Here is a 22,627-nt window from a genome sequence, read left to right on the forward strand (position 1 = left end):
AATAGAATTTTGAGAAATTATTTTGCGATATATAACCAACCAGAACGAGTCATGTTTAACTCATCTATTTTTAAAGAATAGAAATAAGTACCTACAGGTAATACTTCACCTTTATTTACTATATCACTCACATTTGCAACACCATTCCAAGTATTATTATATGATACAGTTTCATATACAATATTTCCATATCTATTGTATATCTCTAGTTTATTGTTAGGATAGTTTTCAATACAATCAATTATAAAATGTTCGTTTTGACCATCATTATTAGGTGAAAATTCATTATATACTATCAAACAAGATACTGCTACTTCTGCAGTTGCGTTATTGTTATTTAAATCGGTATCAATTGGATCTGAGTTTATTATCGATGCAGTATTTGTATAGTTTCCTGTTGCATTTATTGTAACTGTAACTTCTAAAATAGCACTTTCATTTGCTAATAAACTATTAATTGACCAAATTCCAGTGGACACATTATAACTTCCAATTGAAGTAGTATTTGAAATATATGCATAACCAGATGGTAAGTTTTCTAGAACTTCAATATCATTAATGTTAGAACTACCATTATTATTAACTGTTATTGTAAATACTACTGTTTCACCAACTGCTGCTTGCGAATTATTGGCTACTTTAGATATAGTAATATCTGAACAAGTATTAATGGTAATGTCTTGCGAAAAAGATGCTGTTCCATTACATAGGGAAGGATTAGAATAACTAACATTTATATTTCCAGTTGAAGATTGATTCCAATTAACTGTAACAAAGTTAGAAGCTGAATCTCCTCCTGCACTAATTGTACCACCAGTAACAGACCATTGATAGTTACTCATATTATTTTCTGTTGTATAAGTATATTCATTACTAAAACAAACATTATTAAAATCACCACTTAAACTAGCTTGACTATCTGAATTAATGATAGCTGTAACTTCTAGACGAATACTACTTTCACATGAAGAACCTACTAATGCGGCATAATAATTAGTGTTTGTAACTAACAAAGTATTTGGATCCAATGGTGTACCACCTGTTGCAGTTGCATACCAATTTATCGGAGATTCATTTACTTGTAAATCAGCAATTGTTGCATTTTGTGAAATACAAAATTCTTGAGTCAAATTGGTTGTTGTTGGAGTTTGTTCGTCAGAAATACTTACTATAATTTCTAGACGAATACTACTTTCACAAGTGTTACCTACTAATGAAGCATAATATATTCCATCAATAAGAGCAGTACTCGGATCTAAAGGAGAACCACCAGTCGGAGTTGTATACCAATTTATCGGAGATTCATTTACTTGTAAGTCACTTATTGTTGCACTTTGAGAAGCACAAAAATCTTGAGTCGCATTTGTTGTGGTTGGTGTTTGTTCATCGGAAATACTTACTGTTATTTCTAGACGAATACTACTTTCACAATTGCTACCTATTAATGAAGCATAATACATTCCATCAATAAGAGTAGTACTCGGATCTAAAGGAGAACCACCAGTCGGAGTTGTATACCAATTTATTGGAGATTCATTTACTTGTAAGTCAGTTATTGTTGTATTTTGTGAGGTACAAAATTCTTGAGTTGTATTTGCCGTTGTTGGAGTTAATTCATCAGTTATAGTTATTATGACTTCTTTTAAATCTCCAGAAGCATTGGAACAACTTGTATTTGAATCAGTAATGCTTAAGTAATAAGTTGCTGGACTATCATTTGTGGTTAATCCATTTATAATTAAAACGCCATTTGAATCAATTGTGTAAGTAATATTTCCAACTACAAGTCCGTTAGTGATTTCATTTGTTGCATTTGCATTAAAATACCAATTATAAGTACCTGTTATAGCACTTGAAGGAGTTAAGCTAACAACATCAATTGCACAAATAGCATTTTCATTTCCAGATACATTTATATCGGTTGCAGTTGGAGTTGGATTTACATTTACAACTACTTCAACTCTTTGAGATTCTTGGCTACAGTTAGGATTTTTTGCAGCAACATAAAAACTAGTTGTTGTTGTTAATACAGGAGTAGTAAATGTTTCACCTGAATTTAACATTGCAATTGGAGTTCCTCCACTATGAACATCATACCAATAAAGTTGTAATGTATTTGGATCAGAATAAGCAATTAAATTTGCTGTATTTCCTGAACAAATTGCTAAATTTTGAGAGTTAGCATCAATAGTAGGGGAAGCTGGTACTCTTTCTATATCAAATAAATCTAATTTTTGAAAAAGAGTAGTATTTAACAAAGAGGAATATCTAACTGCTATTCTATCTACAGGCATTCCAGGAGTATAAGGTATTGTAACAGTTTGATTATTTTGCATTAAAGTAAGAAGATCAAGATTCAATAAGCTATTTAGACTTATGGTATTAGCTATATTTGCCCCATTATAAGCAGTTATATTTATATTATTTGCAACACCTAACGCCAATAGAGAAGAGTCAACTTTCAATCTAATGTTAAAAACATCATTTGAGTTTGATAAACCTTCAAAATAAACCACTTGCTCAATTGAAGCAGCAACACTTAAAACTCCTAAACTTAATTCAGAATAAGAATTTAAATCTGAATCAATCACATGTTCAGGATTAGTAACACCAGCACCAGCAAGATTTATAAGGTCTAAAGTTATGCCACTTCCTTCAAATGAGGTATAAGAAGGTCTTCCACACTCATCAGCTTGGTCAATATAATAAGCACCGTATACTTTTAATTGTTTTACATTATTTAGTCCTAATAAAGAACCTACTCTATTAGTTAATCGTATTCTATTATAATCTGAATTAGGAGTTATTGCAATAAAATGCTCTCCTAAGGCATTAACTACTACTTTTAAATTTGGATTTGCAAAATCATTTACAATTTGTGAGTTTCCAGTTTGAACGACAGTATTGTTTAATTTAGCTTGGATGGTGAATTCTTGGTTCCCAATAATAACAATTCCTAGAACATCAGAAAGCAGATTGCCTAAACTTCCTCCTAATAATACATCAAATAAATTGTCTTCAGCCTCAACTTTTACATAAGTAGTAGTATTAGCAGGTAATGTTGTAGGAAACTCTAACTCTAGATGACCTGAGTAGCTACCTATACCAACAGCAATTCCAGTACTTGCTCTAACAACAGCATATGTACTTTGGTTTTGATCACTAGCATTTACGCTATTATCAACATTGCTTTCAGAAACAATGTTTTGTGAATAAACAATAGATTGTGCATTAGAAACACAAATCATAAAAAGAAAAAAGACTAAAGTAATAACTTTCCAGTTTTCAAGACGGGTTTGAATGTAATTTTTTCGCATAACAGTCTATAATAAATTAATAAATTATTAATCATAAATCGATGTTTTATTAAACATTGATTTCATATTAAGTCAATACATAAATTATATTATGTATTAATACCTCAATAAATTATTACAGATAATTGTAAAGTTATGTTTTGTTTTGTTTTTATAAATTTACGAAAAAAAGTGTTAATTCATATATAGTATTGATGTAAAAAATGTTAATTTTTTATGATTGTTGTTTTTTGTGCTAAGTATTATACAGTTTTTTAAATAATTTACAATCCTAATAGAATTTGTATCTTTGCTCTACTCAAATCAAAATAATTAAAAATGGGAATGAATAAAAATACGGTATTAGCTTGGGCTACTTTTATAATGATACTAATGGGATTACTTTTAATAGGTTTAGGAATCTATAGATATGCAGATGTAGCTGGTTGGGGTTTTTCAGCTGTAGGAGTAGGCTTTTTTGCTATTGCTTGGGTTTTTAATGCCTTAAAGGGAAGAGTATAATTTTTTTGGAGAAATAAATATAGAGTCGGTTATTTTATAACCGACTTTTTTATTTCTTAATAGCTAAGAAATGAGTTTTGAAAATGATTATTTGTTTAATAACGAATACTTTATCAGTTTTTATTGGGTAATGAGTTTTAGAATTGAACACTTATTAGTAGATCGATCTAAATGGAGTATCCTGAAAAGCCAATTTAAAAATAGAGTAGGGTAAACAAACAAATAATAAAATGAAAAAATTATCAACATTTTTAATCTTGTTCCTTTTTGGGCAACAAGTAGGTTTCTCACAGTGTGCAAATGGAGATTGTAGCACTGCCAATATGGATTTTGAACCCGATCCTTATTTTGTAAGTAATACCGATTGGCAAGCTTCACATGGAACACCATCTGTGAGTCCAAATAATGCATGGATGTGGTCTGCAAACGGGATTGGAGAAGGTATTAATTATCATTCCTATAATTTCGTTGCAGGTCGTCAATACTGCATAACACTAGTTGCAACAACAGTTGTTAGAGGAGGAGGTTTAGCCGATCCCAATGCACATTTTAAAATGATTGCCACTCAAGGTGATGTTATAGGAGGAGGCACAGCTCTACCAGCTTTACCCTCACCAAATCAGCTGATAGCTAATGAAAATTGGAATGCAACAGGACCACCAAGTACGAATTCTTATACGTATACTTTTACAGCTACAAATAATTTCGATAATTTATGGATTTATCCATATTCAAGTACAATGCCAGTTGTCGAATTAACTCTTAAAAGGCTAATTATTTGTGATGTAACTCCAGAACCTTGTTCTATTAAATTTAAAATTGATTTAAGTGAATATGGAGGTGGAAACACAGCAATAACAGCTCAATCAGATCCAATTCCTTTAGGTAGTGTAGTTACTATGAATATAATTAAAAATGGTTCAAGTGTATATAATGGATTACCAATAAGTTATATAGGAACACCAGGTAACTATACAATTTGTATGACATTAACATTAAAGAGTGGTGTTAAGTGTACAAAATGCTTTGATTTCTGCATTGGTAAATGGTATGAAAAGAATAAATTCTCAACAAACGAGTTAGAAGATGTAATTTCAACTAAAACAAAAATAAATGATTATAATCCATTCCCAGAAGAGTTGAAAGAGAAAAGCATTGAAGAATTATTTAAAAATGATGATGTTCTGTTATTTCCAAATCCAAACACAGGTATTTTTACTATTCAATCTAATAATGAAGTATTGATTGAAAGTATTAATATTAATAGTTTAACGAATAATAGATTAGTCAAAATGATTAAACCAAAAGCTACTTCTGTTAAAGTGGATTTATCTAAAGAGGACTCTGGGATATATATAGCAGAGATTAAATTTAGAGACGGAACTGCAATCCATAAAAAAATTATCATAAAAAAATAGTAAGGGTTTTAGTTTCAATTATTTTAAAACAAATAATAACGTTTACTATTTAAAAAGAAGATGTCTGTTTTGCAGGCATCTTCTTCGTTTTGCGCAAAATTTAAGCCTGTATAGGCATTGATTTTTTTAAATTTTAAGTCTATATTTGTACACATATTAAGTATTTTTTAGATAGTTGAATATGATTTAGACATTTATTAAATATCTTATTTAAAGGAACTTCATACTAATATTTTAAATTAATAAAAAACAATGTCAGACGATAAAAAAGTGATTTTTTCAATGTCTAAAGTAAATAAGATTTACTCTAGTACAAACAAGCAAGTTCTTAAAGATATCTATTTAAGTTTTTTCTACGGTGCAAAAATTGGTATTCTTGGTCTTAATGGTTCTGGAAAGTCATCATTATTAAAAATCATTGCTGGTTTAGATAAAAATTTTCAAGGTGATTTAGTTTTTGCTCCTGGTTATACAGTTGGATATTTAGAACAAGAACCACAATTAGATGAAAATAAAACTGTTATTGAAATTGTAAGAGAAGGAGCTGCAGAAATTTATGCCTTATTAGAAGAGTTCAATAAAATAAATGATAGTTTTGGATTACCAGAAGTGTATGAAGATGCAGATAAAATGCAAAAACTAATGGATCGTCAGGCAGAATTACAAGATAAAATTGATGCTGCGGGAGCTTGGGAAATAGATAATAAATTAGAGATTGCCATGGATGCTTTACGTACTCCTGAAGCAGATACTCCTATTAATGTATTATCAGGAGGGGAACGTAGAAGAGTTGCTTTGTGTCGTTTATTATTACAACAACCAGATGTATTGCTATTAGATGAGCCAACCAATCACTTAGATGCTGAATCTGTTCTTTGGTTAGAACAACATTTACAACAATATGCAGGAACTGTAATTGCAGTAACTCACGATAGGTACTTTTTAGATAATGTAGCAGGTTGGATTTTAGAGTTAGATAGAGGAGAAGGTATTCCTTGGAAAGGGAATTATTCATCTTGGTTGGATCAAAAAACAAAACGTATGGAGCAAGAAGAAAAATCTGCTTCAAAACGAAGAAAAACATTAGAAAGAGAGCTAGATTGGGTTCGTCAAGGTGCCAAAGGCCGTCAAACCAAGCAAAAAGCACGTCTTCAAAATTATGATAAATTATTAAACGAAGATCAAAAGGTACTAGATGAAAAATTAGAAATTTATATTCCTAATGGCCCTCGTTTAGGAACAAATGTTATTGAAGCTAAAAATGTAGCTAAAGCTTTTGGAGATAAATTATTATATGATGATTTAAATTTCACTTTGCCTCAAGCTGGAATTGTTGGAATTATTGGTCCTAATGGTGCTGGTAAATCTACTATTTTTAGAATGATAATGGATGAGGAAAATCCAGATGGAGGAAGTTTCACTATTGGAGACACTGTTAAAATAGCTTATGTAGATCAATCACATAGCGATATTGATCCTGAAAAATCAATTTATGAAAATTTCTGTGATGGTCAAGAATTAATGTTAATGGGAGGAAGACAAGTAAACTCAAGAGCTTATCTATCTCGTTTTAATTTTGGAGGAAGTGATCAAAACAAAAAGGTAGCTACATTGTCAGGTGGTGAGCGAAATAGACTACATTTAGCAATGACTTTAAAAGAAGAAGGAAATGTATTATTATTAGATGAACCAACAAATGATTTGGACATTAATACATTAAGAGCTTTAGAAGAAGGTCTTGAAAATTTTGCTGGATGTGCAGTTATTATTTCTCACGACAGATGGTTTTTAGATAGAGTTTGTACTCATATTTTAGCTTTTGAAGGAGACTCTCAAGTATATTTCTTTGAAGGAAGTTTTTCTGAATATGAAGAAAATAAAAAGAAAAGATTAGGGAAAGATGTTACACCAACTAGAATTAAATATAAGAAATTGATTAGAAATTAGTCATTTATTAACTGTTATTTGCAATTAATCAGCTACATAAGGTTCTCATTCAGAGCAATAAGCCTATTGTTTTGTTTTATTTATGGAAATAATTTATTGGCAAATGAGTTAAGAATAACTAATGATGTTGAAGCAACACAAGCTATACAATTAGCAAATGAATCTTTGGGTAATTTAGAACTAACAAAATGTTTAGATTATTCTGAAACGTTACTAAATTATTCTTTAAAAAATAAAAAAGATTACTTTACAGCAAATGCTTATAACTTTATTGGTTTATGTTATGAGGAATTAAAAGACTTGAAAAAGGCAGAAGCCTATTATCTTAAAGCAATTAGCTATGCTAAACTTTCAAAAGATAATAGGCTTATTAATTTAGTATATTCAACATTAGCCAATTTATATCTTTATCATGAAATAGACAATCAAAAAGCAATAGAAAATTTTGAAAAAGCTTATGAATATGCCTTAATTTCCAAAGATTCTATGGATATAATTTACACTGAAATAGGATTAGTGCAATCTTATTTTGAGATTGGTAAATTAGAACTTGGATTTAAACATTTAATGGATTTTGAATCCTATATTAAGCCACTAGATAAGCTTAGGTTTAATATTTTATTTTATGCTTACAAAGGTTTTTATTTTAGAAAGAAAGATAATTTTGAAGAGGCGGAAGCTAATTATTTAAAAGTTATTTCATACCTAGAAAATATTGACAAGGAGTACGATAAGACTTATGCAGTTGATGCTTATTATGAAATATATGATTTTTATAAAGAATATAAAAAATATGATTTAGCATTAAAATATCTAGAAAAGCATGATGTAATTGAGGATGAATTAGAAGAGAAAGGAAAACAAAGACAAATAAAGTTATTAGGAGCACCCATTGAAGCAAAAGTTTCAAACTTAAAAATTCAAAAGATTGAAACTGAAAAAAAATTACAAGAAACACAATTACAAAAAGCAACTTTAATAAATAAAATTATATTAATAGTTGTAATTTTTATGTTGGTTATTATTTTAATTATTTCATCTTATACTTATGTAACAAAAAAAATTAATAATAATTTAAAGATTTCAAATGATGCACTCCAAGCTTCAATGGTAAAAGCTGAGGAGGCTAACATAGCAAAATCAAAATTCATAGCGACTATTACACATGAATTAAGAACTCCATTATATGGTGTAATAGGTATAACTAATATTTTAGGTAACGATTATAAAGAACTCAAAGAAAGTCCACATTTAAAATCATTGGAATTTTCTGCAAAATATTTACTTCAATTGGTAAATGACGTTCTCATTATGAGTAAAATAGAGGATACTGAAATCCAACTTAATAAAGAAGTATTTGATTTAGAGAAAGAATTAGAGATAATGGTCGATTCTTTACAGTTAATAGCAAAAGACACCAAAAATAAATTGATTTTAAAGCCTTTTTATCCATTGCCTAAATGGATAGAAACGGATAGAATTAGAATCTCTCAAATTATTATTAACCTAATTAGCAATTCTCTTAAATTTACTAAAAAAGGTGTTGTATATTTAGAGGTTAGACAAATAAAAGAAAATGATCATTTTTTTATCGAATTTAAAGTAATCGACAATGGTATAGGAATTTCAAAAGAACTTCATAATAAGGTTTTTGATAAATTTGTACAAATTGAAAGAAAAGAAGATGATTACCAAGGAACTGGGTTAGGATTAACTATTGTAAAAAAATTAGTTACTTTACTTGGAGGTTCTATTAAACTTGAAAGTGAAGAAAATAAAGGAACAACAATAACATTTGTAATTCCTTATCAGCCAGTTTCTGATGATTTACTTGAAAGAACTGCAATTGATTTTTCTTCTTCAGTTGAATTAAATTGTAATGTTTTAATAGTTGAAGATAATAAAATTAATCAACTTGTTACCCGAAAAATTTTAGAATTAAAAAATATAAAATGTACTATTCTTGATGATGGTTATCAAGCAATTGAATTATTGAAAAAACAAAGTTTTGATATAATTCTAATGGATATAAATATGCCAATGATTAATGGTTTAGAAACAACTAAGATTTTAAGATCAAATGGAGTTGAAGTACCAATTATTGCAGTAACAGCTTTTGAAAAAGATCAAATTGCTGAGGATATTTATAAAATTGGTTTTAATGATATACTTGTAAAACCATTTAATAGTAATGATTTATATCAAATTATTTTTCAATATACTAAGTAGTTTCTTAATAAAAAACACATAAACACTCCCTTTTTTATATAAAAAACACTACTTTTAGCAAATAACGGAATTTTAAAATTGTCCAAATTCTTTTCAATGAATCATTTATTTAAGACTATAATATTAATTTTTTGCTTCGTTTTTGGAATGAAAGTCTTTTCTCAAAATCAAAATTCATCTTCTAAAAAAATTAAAGACTATCTTAAAGAATCTGGAAAATATTTGCATACTAGTCAACCAGATTTATCATTACAAAATGCTAAAAAAGCATTGTCTTTAGCTATAAAAGAAAATGATGAACCTTCAATTGCCAAGGCTTATAATTTTATTGGATTAAATTTTGTTGAATTTTATGATTATGATAAAGCAATAGACTATTATAATAAGGCTTTAATTCATGCTAATAAAACGGACAATGATACTATTAAAAGTTGGCTTTACAATAATTTAGGAAATGTATATTCATATAATAAAAATGATGATGAAACTGGTATAAAATATTATTTACAATCTTTAGAATATGCTAAAAAAGTAGATATAGTTGAATTTACGTATAACAAGTTAAATTTGGTTAATACTTATTTCGAAGATAAAAAATTTGAAGAAGGAAAAATGCATTTAAATGAGGTTGGGCCTAATATCGATTCATTAGAAAGAGAGTATGAAGCACAGTTTTTTTACTATTCTCTAAATGCTGATTATGAAGAGTATATGGGTAATTTTGCCATTGCTGAGAATAATTTATTAAAAGCTTTAGAAATATGTAAAGCAAAACATAAAAATTTTGATTCCAATCATGAAATAGGAATGTATGAAAGTCTATCTTCATTCTATTACAATAGAAAATTATATGAAAAAGCCTATAAATATCTTTTAATAACAGATTCTCTCAAACAATTAGATTATGATAGCCGAAAAAATGAAAAAGTTAAAGGGCTAGTTGAACAAATTGAAAAAGAAGAGGTAAAAAGAGAATTGATTAAAATGGAAGCTAATAAGAGGGTTCAAGATCAAAAACTTCTTAATAGTAAAATCTTAATTATTCTAATAGGTGTTATTTTCTTAACTACTCTAATTTTACTGTATTCACAATTAAAATTGAATAGGGTTAGAAGAAAATCTAATGAAGAGTTAAGAGAAGCAAACGAAGAGTTGCGAATAGCAAAAGAGAACGCAGAAGAAGCTTCAAAAGTTAAATCTCAATTTGTTTCAACAATTAGTCATGAACTTAGAACACCTTTATACGGAGTAATAGGAATTACTGATATTATTGAAGTTGAACATCAAGAATTAGAGAACAGCCCGCATTTAAAAGCACTGAAATTTTCAGCAAATTATCTATTATCTTTAGTAAATGACATTTTAAAGGTATACAAGTTTGAAGAGAATAATGTGGTTTTAGAAAATAACCTATTTAATTTAGAAGATAAATTAGAAACCATTAAAAATTCATTGGATAATATAGCTTTAAAGTATAACAATGATATTTTAGTAAAAGTTGATAAGAAAATTCCTGAATATATCATTGGAGACAGTATTCGTCTCTCACAAATTATATTAAATTTAGTAAGTAACTCTCTGAAATTCACCTATGATGGAAAAGTTACAATTTCAGCTCATTTGGATAATTCAGAAGATGAGTTAATATTTATAAAATTTAAAGTAACAGATACAGGATCAGGAATTCCTAAAGAATATCAAGATAAAGTTTTTGATAAATTTGTACAAATAGATAGAAAAGAAGATGATTATCAAGGAACAGGGTTAGGGTTAACTATTGTAAAAAAACTTATTGATTTATTTAAAGGAGAGATTTATTTAGAAAGTGAAGTAAATAAAGGTACAAAAGTAACTTTTATTATCCCATTTGAGTCAGGAGAAAACAAAGTTAACGAATTTGTCAATAATATTGAGGTAGACTTATCATTACCTAAAACGTATAAAATACTTGTAGTGGAAGACAATAAAATTAACCAAATAGTTACCAAAAAACTTTTAGAAAATCACAAGTTTCTTTGTGAAATTGCTGATGATGGCTACGTAGCTTTAGAATTATTAGAAAAACATAAATTTGATGCAATCTTAATGGACATTAACATGCCAAAAATAAATGGTTTTGAAACCACAAAATTAGTTCGTCAACAAGGCTATAAAATTCCAATAATTGCAGTTACTGCTTTTGAAAAAGAAGAAGTACAAGCTAGAGCAAAACAATCTGGAATTGATGATGTAATAGCAAAACCGTTTGATGCAAGAAAACTATTTCAAATGATTCGTTTACATATCAATTCCAAACAAGGGGAAGAATAAAATTATTATAATCTTAGTACCACCTTTTTTTATTTTTTTTAGAAGTATCAGATTTTCTTGATTTGTTATTGTTTTTGTTGGAATTTGATTTGTTTTTATTTCTCAAATCAGGTTTTTCTCCTTCTTTTTTCTCTTCTTCTTTCCAAGGATAAGGGTGATCTTCAACAACTTTAATTTTCATCCGAATTAACTTCTCAATATCGGTCCAATATCCTTTTTCATCTTTTCCACAAAATGAAATGGCTAAACCAGAATTTCCAGCTCTACCAGTTCTTCCTATACGGTGAACATAGGTTTCTGAAATGTTTGGAATATCAAAATTAATCACATACGGTAAACTTTCTATGTCAATTCCTCGTGCAGCAATATCAGTAGCAACTAAAACCGGAATTTCTTGATTTTTAAAACTTTCTAAAACACGTTGTCTAGCATTTTGAGACTTATCACCATGGATAGCACCAGCTTCAACACCATTCTTTTTTAATGCTTTAACAACATTATCTGCTCCATGCTTTGTTCTTGTAAATACCAAAACATTCTTTAAACCATCATTTTTAATTAAATGGTATAATAAATTTCTTTTGTCAGATTTGTCAACAAAATAAACTTTCTGACTCACATTTTCGGCTGTACTAGAGATAGGTGCTACAGAAACATATTTTGGCTGATTTAAAAAAGTATCAGCTAATTCTCGAATTGCAATTGGCATTGTAGCCGAAAACAATAATGTTTGTCTATTATCAGGAGTTAATTTAATAATTTTTTTTACATCATTAATAAAACCCATGTCAAGCATCTGATCGGCTTCATCTAAAACCAATTGATGCATATGATCTAAATCTATAAAACCTTGTTTGTATAAATCTAATAGTCTACCAGGAGTAGCTATTAAAACGTCAATTCCTTTTTTTAATTGGTCTACTTGAGGAACCTGATTTACACCTCCAAAAATAACTAAGGTTTTTATATTTGTATATTTTCCGTAAGTGTTAAAACTTTCTCCAATTTGTATAGCCAATTCTCTAGTAGGAGTAATAACTAGTGTTCTTATACGTTTTACTTTTTTAGCAGAACCTACAATTTGATGAATCAATTGAATAATAGGAATAGCAAAAGCAGCTGTTTTTCCTGTTCCTGTTTGAGCACAAGCAACTAAATCTTTTTCAGCTAAAATTTCAGGAATAGCTTGTTCTTGAATAGGAGTTGGCTTTTCATATCCTTCTTCTTGTAAAGCTTCTTGAATATTATTTATTAAGTGGAGTTCTTTAAATGTCATTTCTTAAATTTTCTCCAAAGGTAATCAAAACAAAATAGAGTTGATTATGTTAAAAAAGCAATATTAACTTTATGTTCTAAAGTGTTTTACTTTTCATAAAATCAGTAATTAAATAAGTAATTAGTTTACCTGTTAAATGATTATTGTTGGATAAGTCTAAATCGGGAGCACCTTCACAAATATGTAAATAAGCTGCGTTTTTATGTTTTCCAAAATAATGAACATATTCTCTTGCTTGTTGAACACTAAAACCACTCAATGTCATTGCGCTTGAAGGAACTAAAGGAATGGCATCTAAATCGAGTTCTATACCAAAAGGATCTTGTTTTATAAATGTTAGTCCTTCTTCCAATTGAGAATCAAATGTTTTTTGTTTTCTCACTTCAATTTCCTCGTAGCTCACATATTTCAGTCTGCTATCTTGTTCTTTTATAGAATTAAATACACTTTTTGAAACAAAATTTTCATGCAAGCCAAAAACAAAATATTTCTTTAAAAATCCTTCTTCAAAAGCATAACTAAAGCCATTTCCAGAATGTCTTCCTTCTAAAATCCTAAAATCAGTATGTGCATCAAAATTAATTGCATTTACGGGTTTCCCTTTGGCTAAAGCTAATCCTTTAATGTTTCCATAGGCATTGTTATGACCACCACCAACAATAATAGGTATCTTGCCACATTTTATAATTTGATGTATTATATGAGAAACTTCTTTATCGATCTTTTCAACTAATTGAAAAAGTCTCTTTTTGTGTTCTTTATTAGAAACTTTTAATTCATTTGCTTCATTTAGATGATCAGTAACATTTAAATGACCAAGCAGTAATAAGTTACTTCCTTTACAAAATTTATTATGTTGTATGTTTACTAAACTTTTTAAAGTGCTTTCATAAGCTGACGCAGCACCAATTCTTCCTAAATTCGCTTTTACTCCTATATCTTCAGGAATACCAAATAAGACAAACATTACATCAGAATTTGCAATAAAATCCCAAGTATTTTCTCCAAGAGGAATAGTAATTACTTTTTCTCCAAATTTAATTTCACCACTTCTATGAAGCGTAATTTTGGCTAAATCTTTAACCGTTAATAAATTTATATTTTCCATTTTTTAAAAAAAATTTCATCCCAAAAATACTATTTTAATATAACTTTCGTTCTAAGATTGAATAAATACTTTATAAATTGTACATTTGTTTTAAAAATTAAGAAATCACCAAAAATTTATGGAAAACACAAAGAACAACTCAGGTTTAAAGGCGGCAATTGTTGTTTTAGCATTATTATTGCTAGGTAGTATTGGTTATATTTATAAATTAACCTCAGACAACAAAAAACAAGTAACAGAATTAACTACTGAAAAAGCCACTCTTGAAGATGATATTAAAGCTAGAATTGCTGAATTAGAAGCGATGTCTGGAGAGAATACAGCTTTAAAAGGAGATATTGATGCTCAAAAAGAAGAAATGACGAAACTTCTTGAAGAGTTAGAAAAATCTAAAGGTGACGCAAAAGCGATGGCTCGTTACAAAAATGAGTATTTCCGTTTAAAAAGAGAAATGGATAACTTAGTTGCCGAAAATAAATTATTAAAAGAACAAAATATTAATTTAACTACTTCACTTGACAGTACTAATACAGCATTGGATGAAAATAGGAAGTTTACAGATACGCTTTTAGTTCAAAATAACAACATGACTAAAACTATTGAAAAAGCTTCTAAATTAGCTGTTTTAAACTTAAACGTTTTAGCGGTTAAAGAAAGAAGTTCTGGAAAACAAGTTGAAACAACAAAAGCAAGTAGAGCTGATAAATTAAAAATTAGTTTTGTAATTGCTGAAAATCAAATTGCTTCTTCAGGTGATAGAAAGTATTTCGTACAAGTTATGGATACTAAAGGAAATATCTTAGGAGAAAAGCAAACAGTTCCTATGGGAGACGATCAAACGTTAACATACAGTTTTATCACAACAGTTAAATATGAAAATAAATCAGTACAAGTAACTGAAGAATTAGCTGGAGATAATTTTGAAGCAGGTACTTATTTTGTAAATGTTTTCAGTCCAAAAGGAGAAAATGTTTCTAAAACAAGTTTCGTTTTAAAATAATAGAGAACAACATAAATGTACATAAATCGGGACTAAAATAGTCCCGATTTTTTTATGCTTCTATGTTAGATTGGTACATTTCATAGGTTTTACTAATAATTCGAATAAGTCGCTTTCTAAGATTATTAGGTTTTATAATCTCTAAACCGCTACCAAAACCAAGTAATAAACGTTCTAATTCATAATTTGGAATTAAGAATAAATGTACAAGAATACTTCCATCTTCATTTTGTTTAATAATTCGCTGACTATGATGCAAGGGTTTTGTAATTACATAAGGAGCATTCATTTGGTCGATCCAAAGTTCGATTTTTACAGGATATAAACCCTGATTAACCGTTACACCAACAATATTTTTATAATAGACTTCTGCATTAAACTCTTCTTCTAAGAAAGGAATTGAAAAATCATAATCAATTTTTTCAATTCGATCCAATGCTAAGTTAGTTATAGGCTGACTTCCTTTGGTTTTACCCACTAAAAACCAGCGATTATTAAATTCTTTTAAAATAAACGGATGAAAAGTTAATTGTTGGGCTTCTCTCGATTTAAAAGACTTATAAGTAATTACTAAAACCACTTTTTTAACTATAGCTTGATAAATTTCGTCTAAAAAATGCAAACCTTTTAAATTTTCATTTTTATCTAAATGAATTACAGGTTGTGTATGCGATTTTTCAGCATAAATTTTATCTTCTAAACGTTGCAAAATATCAGAAACATCATTAAAAAGTGAAAAATCTTTAAATTGTTTTAACATAGAAACAGTTTCTGTCAATACATTGATATCGGTTTCTGTTAATGGAATATCCGTTATCGAAAAATCTTCTTCTTCATAATGATAGTATTTCTTATCATACACAGCAATAGGAGCATTGTAACCTAGTTTTTCGCTTCGCATCATTTGAATATCCAGTTGAATCGTACGCTTACTTACATTCATTTCCTTACCTTCATATTCAAATAAAGCATTGCTACAAGCTTCAATTAAATCTTCTAATGTCCATTGACGGTATTTGTTTTGCAAGCATTTGTCTATGGTTTTGTAGCGTATAAGTGCATTTTTATTTTGTGCCATTTTTTAGTGATTAGTCCTAGTAATTATAACTAGTGAATAGTTTTTAGAGTTGGTTTATTTCCTGTTTAATATTTTCTCGAGCTTTATCTTCATATTGGGTTCTAAATGCTTCAGTTTGAAAGATGAAATCATTTTCTAAAAAGTGTTCCAATGCTTTTTTACGACCTGGCTTGTATAATAAATCAGGATAGATGTTATATTCTTTTCTAATTTGTTGGCAATACATTTGGTACTCTTTCCAATCAGAAGCTAATATTTTTAAATCAAAATCAATTAGCCAATTAACATCTTGTATGGAATTGTGTTGATGCAATTGCGTGGCACAAATCATATCATAAACTAAAATTTTATCAAGAATTATATTTTCAGGAAGTATCTTTAGAGCATATTCTGCACTTTTAAGTTCATTGTCTTTTCGAGTAGTTTTATAAATGATATCATGATAAAAAATAGCATATAAAACCTCATTTGGATGTTCTAGGTACTCTTTATAGCTTGTAAAAGAATCAATCATAGCTTCAATGTGGGTTAAATTATGATATCTTCTGTATTTGGTGGAGTACGCTTTTTTTAAATCTTGCCATTGCTTGCTGATACTAGAAGGAGTAAAGCCTATAGTAAGAAACAAATCACTATATATTGAATATAAATCCATTTTTTTTGTAAAAATACAATTTATTTTTCACTACGTAAAATAATTGCGTACACTAATTTGAATATTTGTCTTGTCAATAAGTGACACCATTTAATCTAAAAAGTAACACAGATGAAATTTAATTATTTTAACAAACAGAAAAAGGTAATTTCAAATTACGAAGGTGCAAAAGCTTTTACTTTAAATCCAGAGATGGAATTGTATACAGCTGTGGTAACAACAGGATTAAATGAGGTTACCTATGAAAAAAATACAGATCGTTTAGTACGTATTCAAAAATTAATTGCTAAATGTAATCCTGAATTCACAGCTAAATTGGCAATCTATGTACGTAACCAAATGTATATGCGATCTATCCCAATGGTTTTAACGGTTGAATTGGCGAAACAAGCTAATGGTAATAGTATTGTGAAAAATACGGTTCAAGGTGTAGTTAAACGTGCAGATGAAATCACAGAGCTTTTGGCTTATTATCAAATGGCCAATGCACGAACAGAAACGAAAAAATTGAATCGTTTGTCAAAACAAATTCAAAAAGGTTTAGCAGCTACATTTAACAGTTTTGATGAGTACCAATTTGCAAAATACAATCGTAACGGAGAAGTGAAATTGCGTGATGCTTTGTTTTTGGTTCATCCAAAAGCAAAAGATGAGAGTCAACAAGCAATTTTCAATAAAATAGCAGCGAATACATTAACAATACCTTACACTTGGGAAACTGAATTGTCCGATGTTGGTCAATATAAATACGAAAATGAAGCCGCTAAAAAAGAAGCCATCAAACAAAAATGGGAAGATTTGATTGATAGCAATCGAATGGGTTACATGGCAACAATGCGAAATCTAAGAAATATTGTAGAAGCTGAAGTCTCTTTTACTCATATAGAAAAAGTGTGTAATTATTTGAGTAATGAAAAGGCTGTAGCCAATGCCAAACAATTGCCTTTCCGATTCTTGGCTGCTTATCGTGAAATTAAAATGTTGAAATCGCGATATACAACAATGATTTTGGAAGCTTTGGAAGACGCTGTGATGCAAAGTGCTCAAAATATAAAAGGTTTTGACGGAAATACTTCGGTTGTAATTGCTTGTGATGTTTCGGGTTCGATGCAAAAAGCAATTTCACCAAAAAGTAAAATACAACTGTATGATATTGGTTTGATGTTAGGTATGCTAATGCAATCACGATGCAAAAATGTAATCAGTGGTATGTTTGGAAATACTTGGAAAATCATCAATATGTCCAACAGAAATGTTTTGGCAAATGTGCAAGAATTCTATAAACGTGAAGGTGAAGTAGGCTATGCTACCAATGGTTATTTGGTAATCGAAGACTTAATCAAACGAAAAGAAATCGTTGATAAAGTAATGTTGTTTACAGATGTACAACTATGGAATAGCAACCATACCAATCATACCTTTGAAAATTCGTGGAATCTATACAAGCAAATCGCTCCAAAGGCCAAATTGTATTTGTTTGACTTGGCTGGTTACGGACAAATGCCTTTAGATATCAAAAGAAATGATGTGTATTTAATCGCAGGTTGGTCCGATAAAATATTTGATGTGTTAGAGGCTCTAGAAAATGGTGATAGTACTTTGACGAAAATCAAGCAAATCACTTTGTAGTGTTCCATTACCGCAAATTGTATTCCTTTTTGCGGTAATTTTTAACCCACGTAAAATAGTTGCGTAGTGAGAGGATAGTTTTGTAGAAGAAATAACAATCAAAAAGAAAAGATGTCGTAGAGAAGAGATCCTTCGAAACCAAGACAGATAGGTAGGTTCGATTCCTACACTTGTTTAAACTATCTGAGATAGTACTCAAGATAGCTTAATGGCAAAAGCACCAAAGCCTTTTTTCGCTTTTCACTCTTTTCTTTTAAAATTAAATGACCAATCACTAACAACTATTCACTAATTACTAAAAAAACAAACAAGTGCCGTAAAAGAGAGTTACTTCGCTTTTCCCGCTAGAGTTATAAGTAGAGTCTTATATAGTTAGTACTAACTATTAGTTTAATTAAAACACTATTACAGTCTCTTTTTGCTTTTTGCCTTGTTTTTTTAAACTAATTACTAACGACTAATCACTAATTACTAAAAAAAATATCAAGTGTCGTAGAAAAGAATTACTTCGATTCAGGTTCCAGAAATTCAGGTTCGAATCCTGATTCCGAGAGGAATGGTGTAACAGGTAACACGCTGCAATAGTATCTTTTCGAACATTATCTTGATTTTTTAAAATAATAAACCAAAATTATGACTAATTACTAACGATTAGTTACTAATCACTAAAAAAAGAATGTCGTAGTAAAGTGATACTTCGTCCACATTTGGGGAGGAATAGTGAAGTTGTAAAATCAGCAAGACTATCCAGTTCGACTCTGGCAACGACATGCCCCGTTCACTTTACGTATTTTACTTCTTTTTAAAATAAGATGTTGTTATAAAGGTGTTCCTTCGTTCATAGATATAAAAAACACCTTTAGCCTATTACTCTTATAATCAAAGAGTGCCGTGGTAAAGAGTTCCTTCGATTCCAACAAAGACAAACTTTTTACATTTTTTGCCTCTTAATTTTAAAATACTCTTACAGAAAAGTTACAAATAATTATTTTCTATTTTAAACATACCAAAAATAATTGCATAGTTGAGAAATAAGTTTACATCAAAATATTAAATGGTTCTAAATTTTCATACACTACGTATTTATACGTACAAAAAACACCTAAAAATACGTATAAATACGTATTGTAAAGTTCAACTTGAAAGATTAAGTTTGTAAAATATCAGAACTGTTATTAATAATTTTGCCTTATTATTGTAATTACATTTCTATGTGTTACTAAATTAAATTATGAAAAAAGATCTAAACCTTCAATCAGACTTAGAATTTGCATATAGAAAACTTAAATCTTTTATTTATCATGAGAGTTTTTCATTAGATTTAAGAATGGAAATATCAACTTTTGAACAATCTAAAGTTGATAGTAAAATAAAAGAACTACAAAAGAATATTGAAAAATATATTTCTGATGAAAGTTGCGAAGAATTATTAAAAGATATTGGTTATTCTGTTTTTCCGAAAAGAATGAGTAAAAAGTCAACTGATAATTTTACATCATTTTATTTTAGTAATTCTAATTTACAAGAATCATATACAACAACAAAAATAACTCCATTTATTAAATGTCCTGTTGAAATTCATATTTTGTCAGTTCTTTGGATTATGAAAATTGGCTATAAACTTGATGAAAAATTATCGGTTAATTGCTTTGGAAATAGATTATTTAGAAGTAGTAATGGTAAATTCGATAATTCTAAAATACATTTATTTCAAAAATATTATCAAAAATATAATAAGTGGAGAGATGAAGCAGTTAAAAAATCGAAAGAGCTACATTCACAGAAATATGATGTTGCTATTTTAAATTTAGATATAAAAGAATATTATAATTCAATTAACTTTGATTTTTGCTCAATTGAAAATTTTGTAGATGAGGAATATAAGTGGCTAAATAATTTAATAGCAAAAATTCATAAAAGCTATATTGAAATTCTTAATAAAGATGAAATTTTATTAGTAAAAAATAAATTATTACCAATTGGTCTTCTTTCATCTAGTGTAATTGCTAACCATATTTTAGCTGAATTTGATAAGGCTATAGAATCTAAAATTAAGCCACAATATTATGGAAGATATGTAGATGACATACTTATTGTTATTGCAAATCCACAAATTGATAAAAATGATAAAGATCCAGTAAAGAACTTTATAAAAAAATACCTTATTAATCAGTCATGTTGGGGAGAGAATGTTTCAGTAAAAGAAAAAGATGAAGGTAAAGAATATGAAATATTACTAAAAAATGATACGTTGATTTTTCAAGATGAGAAAATTAAACTTTACCATATATTAGCAAATGAATCAATTGAAATATTAAACAGATTTGAATCTGAAATTATTAAAAATAGTAGCGAATTCAGATTTCAACCAGAAGCTGAACAAATATTTGAAAGTTTTAATGCAGATTCTTATGAAATAGTTTACTCTGACACTGTTAATAAAATAAGATCAATAGATGGAATTAAAACTAATAAATTAGGAGCTTCTAAGCATCTTAGAAAATTAATTTCAGCAACACAAAATACTAAAAAACTCGATAGTAAATCTCTTGATGATATATCTCAAAAAATATTAGATTATTTTTCTGGAATAAGAAGTATAGAATTAAATCTTTTATGGGAAAAAGTAGTTACTTTTTTTGTTATTAATAAAGCAGAAAAGTCATTGATAGAATTTATAAAAGCTCAATCATCTGTAATTGATAAAATTATTGTTTCTGAAAATCATATAAAAGGTAATAAAGAAAAAATTAAAGATTCAATCCAGAAAACATTAAGAAATCATCTTCATTTTTCGATTGCAATGTCTTCAACTTTAGATAGAAAGTTTTTTAAAGATAAAATTATAAAACAGTTCTCTAAAGATCTTACAAATAATGATATTGAATCTTATTTAGAGAAAATTAGTAATACAGCTCAGAAATTACTTGAGTCAAATATGTTTAGACAACATTATTCTTTTTTTCCATTACTTAGTTATTGTAAACAACATGATGATTTTTCTTACACCGATCAATTTATAAAAGATGATACAAGTTTTTCTATAGACAAACAAAAAATAAAATATTCACCAAGGTTTATTCATTATCATGAATTAATATATTTTCACTATTTAAAAAGATGGAATTCAGGTGATTTAGATAAAGTTTTTAATGTTGAAAAAATTGCACTTGAAAATTACATAGAATTTAATACTTTAGATGATGACAAAGGATATTCTAAGGGATATCCAAATCTTAATTCAATAGTCAAAGACAAGAATATCAAAAGCATTACTATTTCGAAAAATTCAAATATTGATAATTTAAAAATTGCAATTGCAAACATAGTTGTCAAAGAAGATAATTCAATTAATTCAATGTTAAATAAACCAAATTTATCTTTCGAAAGATTAAATCAATTAAACATAATTTTAAATGAAGCATTAAGAAATAATTGTGATGTGATAATTTTTCCAGAGATATGTATTCCTTATCAATGGATTTCAATTCTAACATCATTTGCTAGAAAAAATGAAATAGCTGTAATAGCTGGTGTAGAGCATTTTACCAGAAAAAATAAAGTATATAATTTCATGCTTACTGCTTTACCATTCAAATTTGATGTATATAATAATTTATTTATCGATTTTCGTTTGAAAAAAGACTATTCTCCTAGTGAAATAAAAGAAATTATTGGCAGAAACGAATTCAAATTGCCAACAAAAAATGAAATGCAATATGAGAAATTAAGATTATATCAATGGAGAGGTTTGTTATTTAGTACTTTTAATTGTTTTGAACTTTGTGATATTGAAAAGAGAAGTAAATTTAGAGGAAATGTTGACTTTCTTGTAGCCATAGAACATAACAGAGATATTGAGTATTTTTCAAATATTGTAGAGAGTATATCAAGAGACATTCATACATATATAATTCAAGTGAATACTTCTCAATATGGCGATTCAAGAATTAATCAACCATCTGAAAGTTATACTAAAGATATAGTTAAAATAAAAGGAGGTGAAAATGTTTCTATTTTAACTGCAAAGATTGATATAAAAAAATTAAGAGAGTTTCAAACATATAATTACATATTACAAGATACAAGAAAAATGTTTAAAGCAACTCCACCAAATTTTATTATTAATCAATATAGAAAAAAATATTAATTAAAATAA

Annotated in this window: 14 protein-coding genes; 8 read left to right on the plus strand and 6 right to left on the minus strand. The window is 28.2% G+C overall.

Annotation, left to right across the window (positions count from 1 at the left end; translation table 11 throughout):
- Positions 1 to 17 precede the first annotated feature (17 nt).
- Positions 18 to 3,317, minus strand: a complete 3,300-nt coding sequence (locus FIA58_RS02435) for an Ig-like domain-containing protein (protein WP_140959664.1) — start codon at positions 3,315 to 3,317, stop codon at positions 18 to 20.
- Positions 3,318 to 3,635: 318 nt separating this feature from the next.
- Here FIA58_RS02435 and FIA58_RS02440 point away from each other — a divergent pair, with 318 nt between their 5' ends.
- Entirely contained in the window at positions 3,636 to 3,818 is a 183-nt protein-coding gene (locus tag FIA58_RS02440; protein ID WP_008258152.1) for a CAL67264 family membrane protein, read from the plus strand.
- A 230-nt stretch (positions 3,819 to 4,048) separates the two neighbouring features.
- Entirely contained in the window at positions 4,049 to 5,236 is a 1,188-nt protein-coding gene (locus tag FIA58_RS02445) for a T9SS type A sorting domain-containing protein (protein WP_140959666.1), read from the plus strand.
- A gap of 23 nt (positions 5,237 to 5,259) precedes the next feature.
- Here the strand turns inward: FIA58_RS02445 and FIA58_RS21605 are convergent, their stop codons facing one another.
- On the minus strand, positions 5,260 to 5,391 hold the full coding sequence (locus FIA58_RS21605; protein WP_262887650.1) for a hypothetical protein: 132 nt from the start codon (positions 5,389 to 5,391) through the stop codon (positions 5,260 to 5,262).
- 97 nt (positions 5,392 to 5,488) lie between these two features.
- Here FIA58_RS21605 and ettA point away from each other — a divergent pair, with 97 nt between their 5' ends.
- The 3 genes from ettA to FIA58_RS02460 all read left to right on the plus strand — a co-directional run bounded on the left by ettA (position 5,489) and on the right by FIA58_RS02460 (position 11,722).
- Entirely contained in the window at positions 5,489 to 7,183 is a 1,695-nt protein-coding gene (gene ettA / locus FIA58_RS02450; RefSeq protein ID WP_140959668.1) for an energy-dependent translational throttle protein EttA, read from the plus strand.
- 96 nt (positions 7,184 to 7,279) lie between these two features.
- On the plus strand, positions 7,280 to 9,412 hold the full coding sequence (locus FIA58_RS02455) for an ATP-binding response regulator (protein ID WP_140959670.1): 2,133 nt from the start codon (positions 7,280 to 7,282) through the stop codon (positions 9,410 to 9,412).
- A 96-nt stretch (positions 9,413 to 9,508) separates the two neighbouring features.
- On the plus strand, positions 9,509 to 11,722 hold the full coding sequence (locus FIA58_RS02460) for a tetratricopeptide repeat-containing hybrid sensor histidine kinase/response regulator (RefSeq protein WP_140959672.1): 2,214 nt from the start codon (positions 9,509 to 9,511) through the stop codon (positions 11,720 to 11,722).
- 13 nt (positions 11,723 to 11,735) lie between these two features.
- On the opposite strand, the gene FIA58_RS02465 is transcribed toward FIA58_RS02460, so the two are convergent.
- Positions 11,736 to 12,998 (minus strand): DEAD/DEAH box helicase, encoded by a 1,263-nt coding sequence (locus tag FIA58_RS02465; protein ID WP_140959674.1) that lies wholly within the window; start codon positions 12,996 to 12,998, stop codon positions 11,736 to 11,738.
- Positions 12,999 to 13,074: 76 nt separating this feature from the next.
- Positions 13,075 to 14,106: a formimidoylglutamase gene (locus tag FIA58_RS02470; protein WP_140959676.1), complete on the minus strand. Its 1,032-nt coding sequence runs from the start codon at positions 14,104 to 14,106 to the stop codon at positions 13,075 to 13,077.
- A gap of 118 nt (positions 14,107 to 14,224) precedes the next feature.
- Here FIA58_RS02470 and FIA58_RS02475 point away from each other — a divergent pair, with 118 nt between their 5' ends.
- Positions 14,225 to 15,106, plus strand: coding sequence for a hypothetical protein (locus FIA58_RS02475; protein ID WP_140959678.1), 882 nt, complete (start codon positions 14,225 to 14,227; stop codon positions 15,104 to 15,106).
- A 52-nt stretch (positions 15,107 to 15,158) separates the two neighbouring features.
- Here FIA58_RS02475 and FIA58_RS02480 read toward each other — a convergent pair whose 3' ends face one another.
- Together FIA58_RS02480 and FIA58_RS02485 are read right to left on the minus strand one after the other, a co-directional pair.
- Positions 15,159 to 16,184, minus strand: a complete 1,026-nt coding sequence (locus FIA58_RS02480) for a helix-turn-helix transcriptional regulator (protein ID WP_140959680.1) — start codon at positions 16,182 to 16,184, stop codon at positions 15,159 to 15,161.
- Positions 16,185 to 16,227: 43 nt separating this feature from the next.
- Entirely contained in the window at positions 16,228 to 16,839 is a 612-nt protein-coding gene (locus FIA58_RS02485) for an HD domain-containing protein (protein ID WP_140959681.1), read from the minus strand.
- A gap of 111 nt (positions 16,840 to 16,950) precedes the next feature.
- Here FIA58_RS02485 and FIA58_RS02490 point away from each other — a divergent pair, with 111 nt between their 5' ends.
- Positions 16,951 to 18,468 carry a TROVE domain-containing protein gene (locus FIA58_RS02490; protein ID WP_140959683.1) on the plus strand — a complete coding sequence of 506 codons (1,518 nt, stop codon included), beginning with the start codon at positions 16,951 to 16,953 and terminating at the stop codon, positions 18,466 to 18,468.
- Between the two features lie 1,231 nt (positions 18,469 to 19,699).
- A complete protein-coding gene (locus FIA58_RS02495; RefSeq protein WP_140959685.1) occupies positions 19,700 to 22,618 on the plus strand; it encodes a reverse transcriptase domain-containing protein in 2,919 nt (972 codons plus the stop codon).
- Positions 22,619 to 22,627 lie beyond the last annotated feature (9 nt).

Source organism: Flavobacterium jejuense, from assembly GCF_006491595.2.
Classification (GTDB): domain Bacteria; phylum Bacteroidota; class Bacteroidia; order Flavobacteriales; family Flavobacteriaceae; genus Flavobacterium; species Flavobacterium jejuense.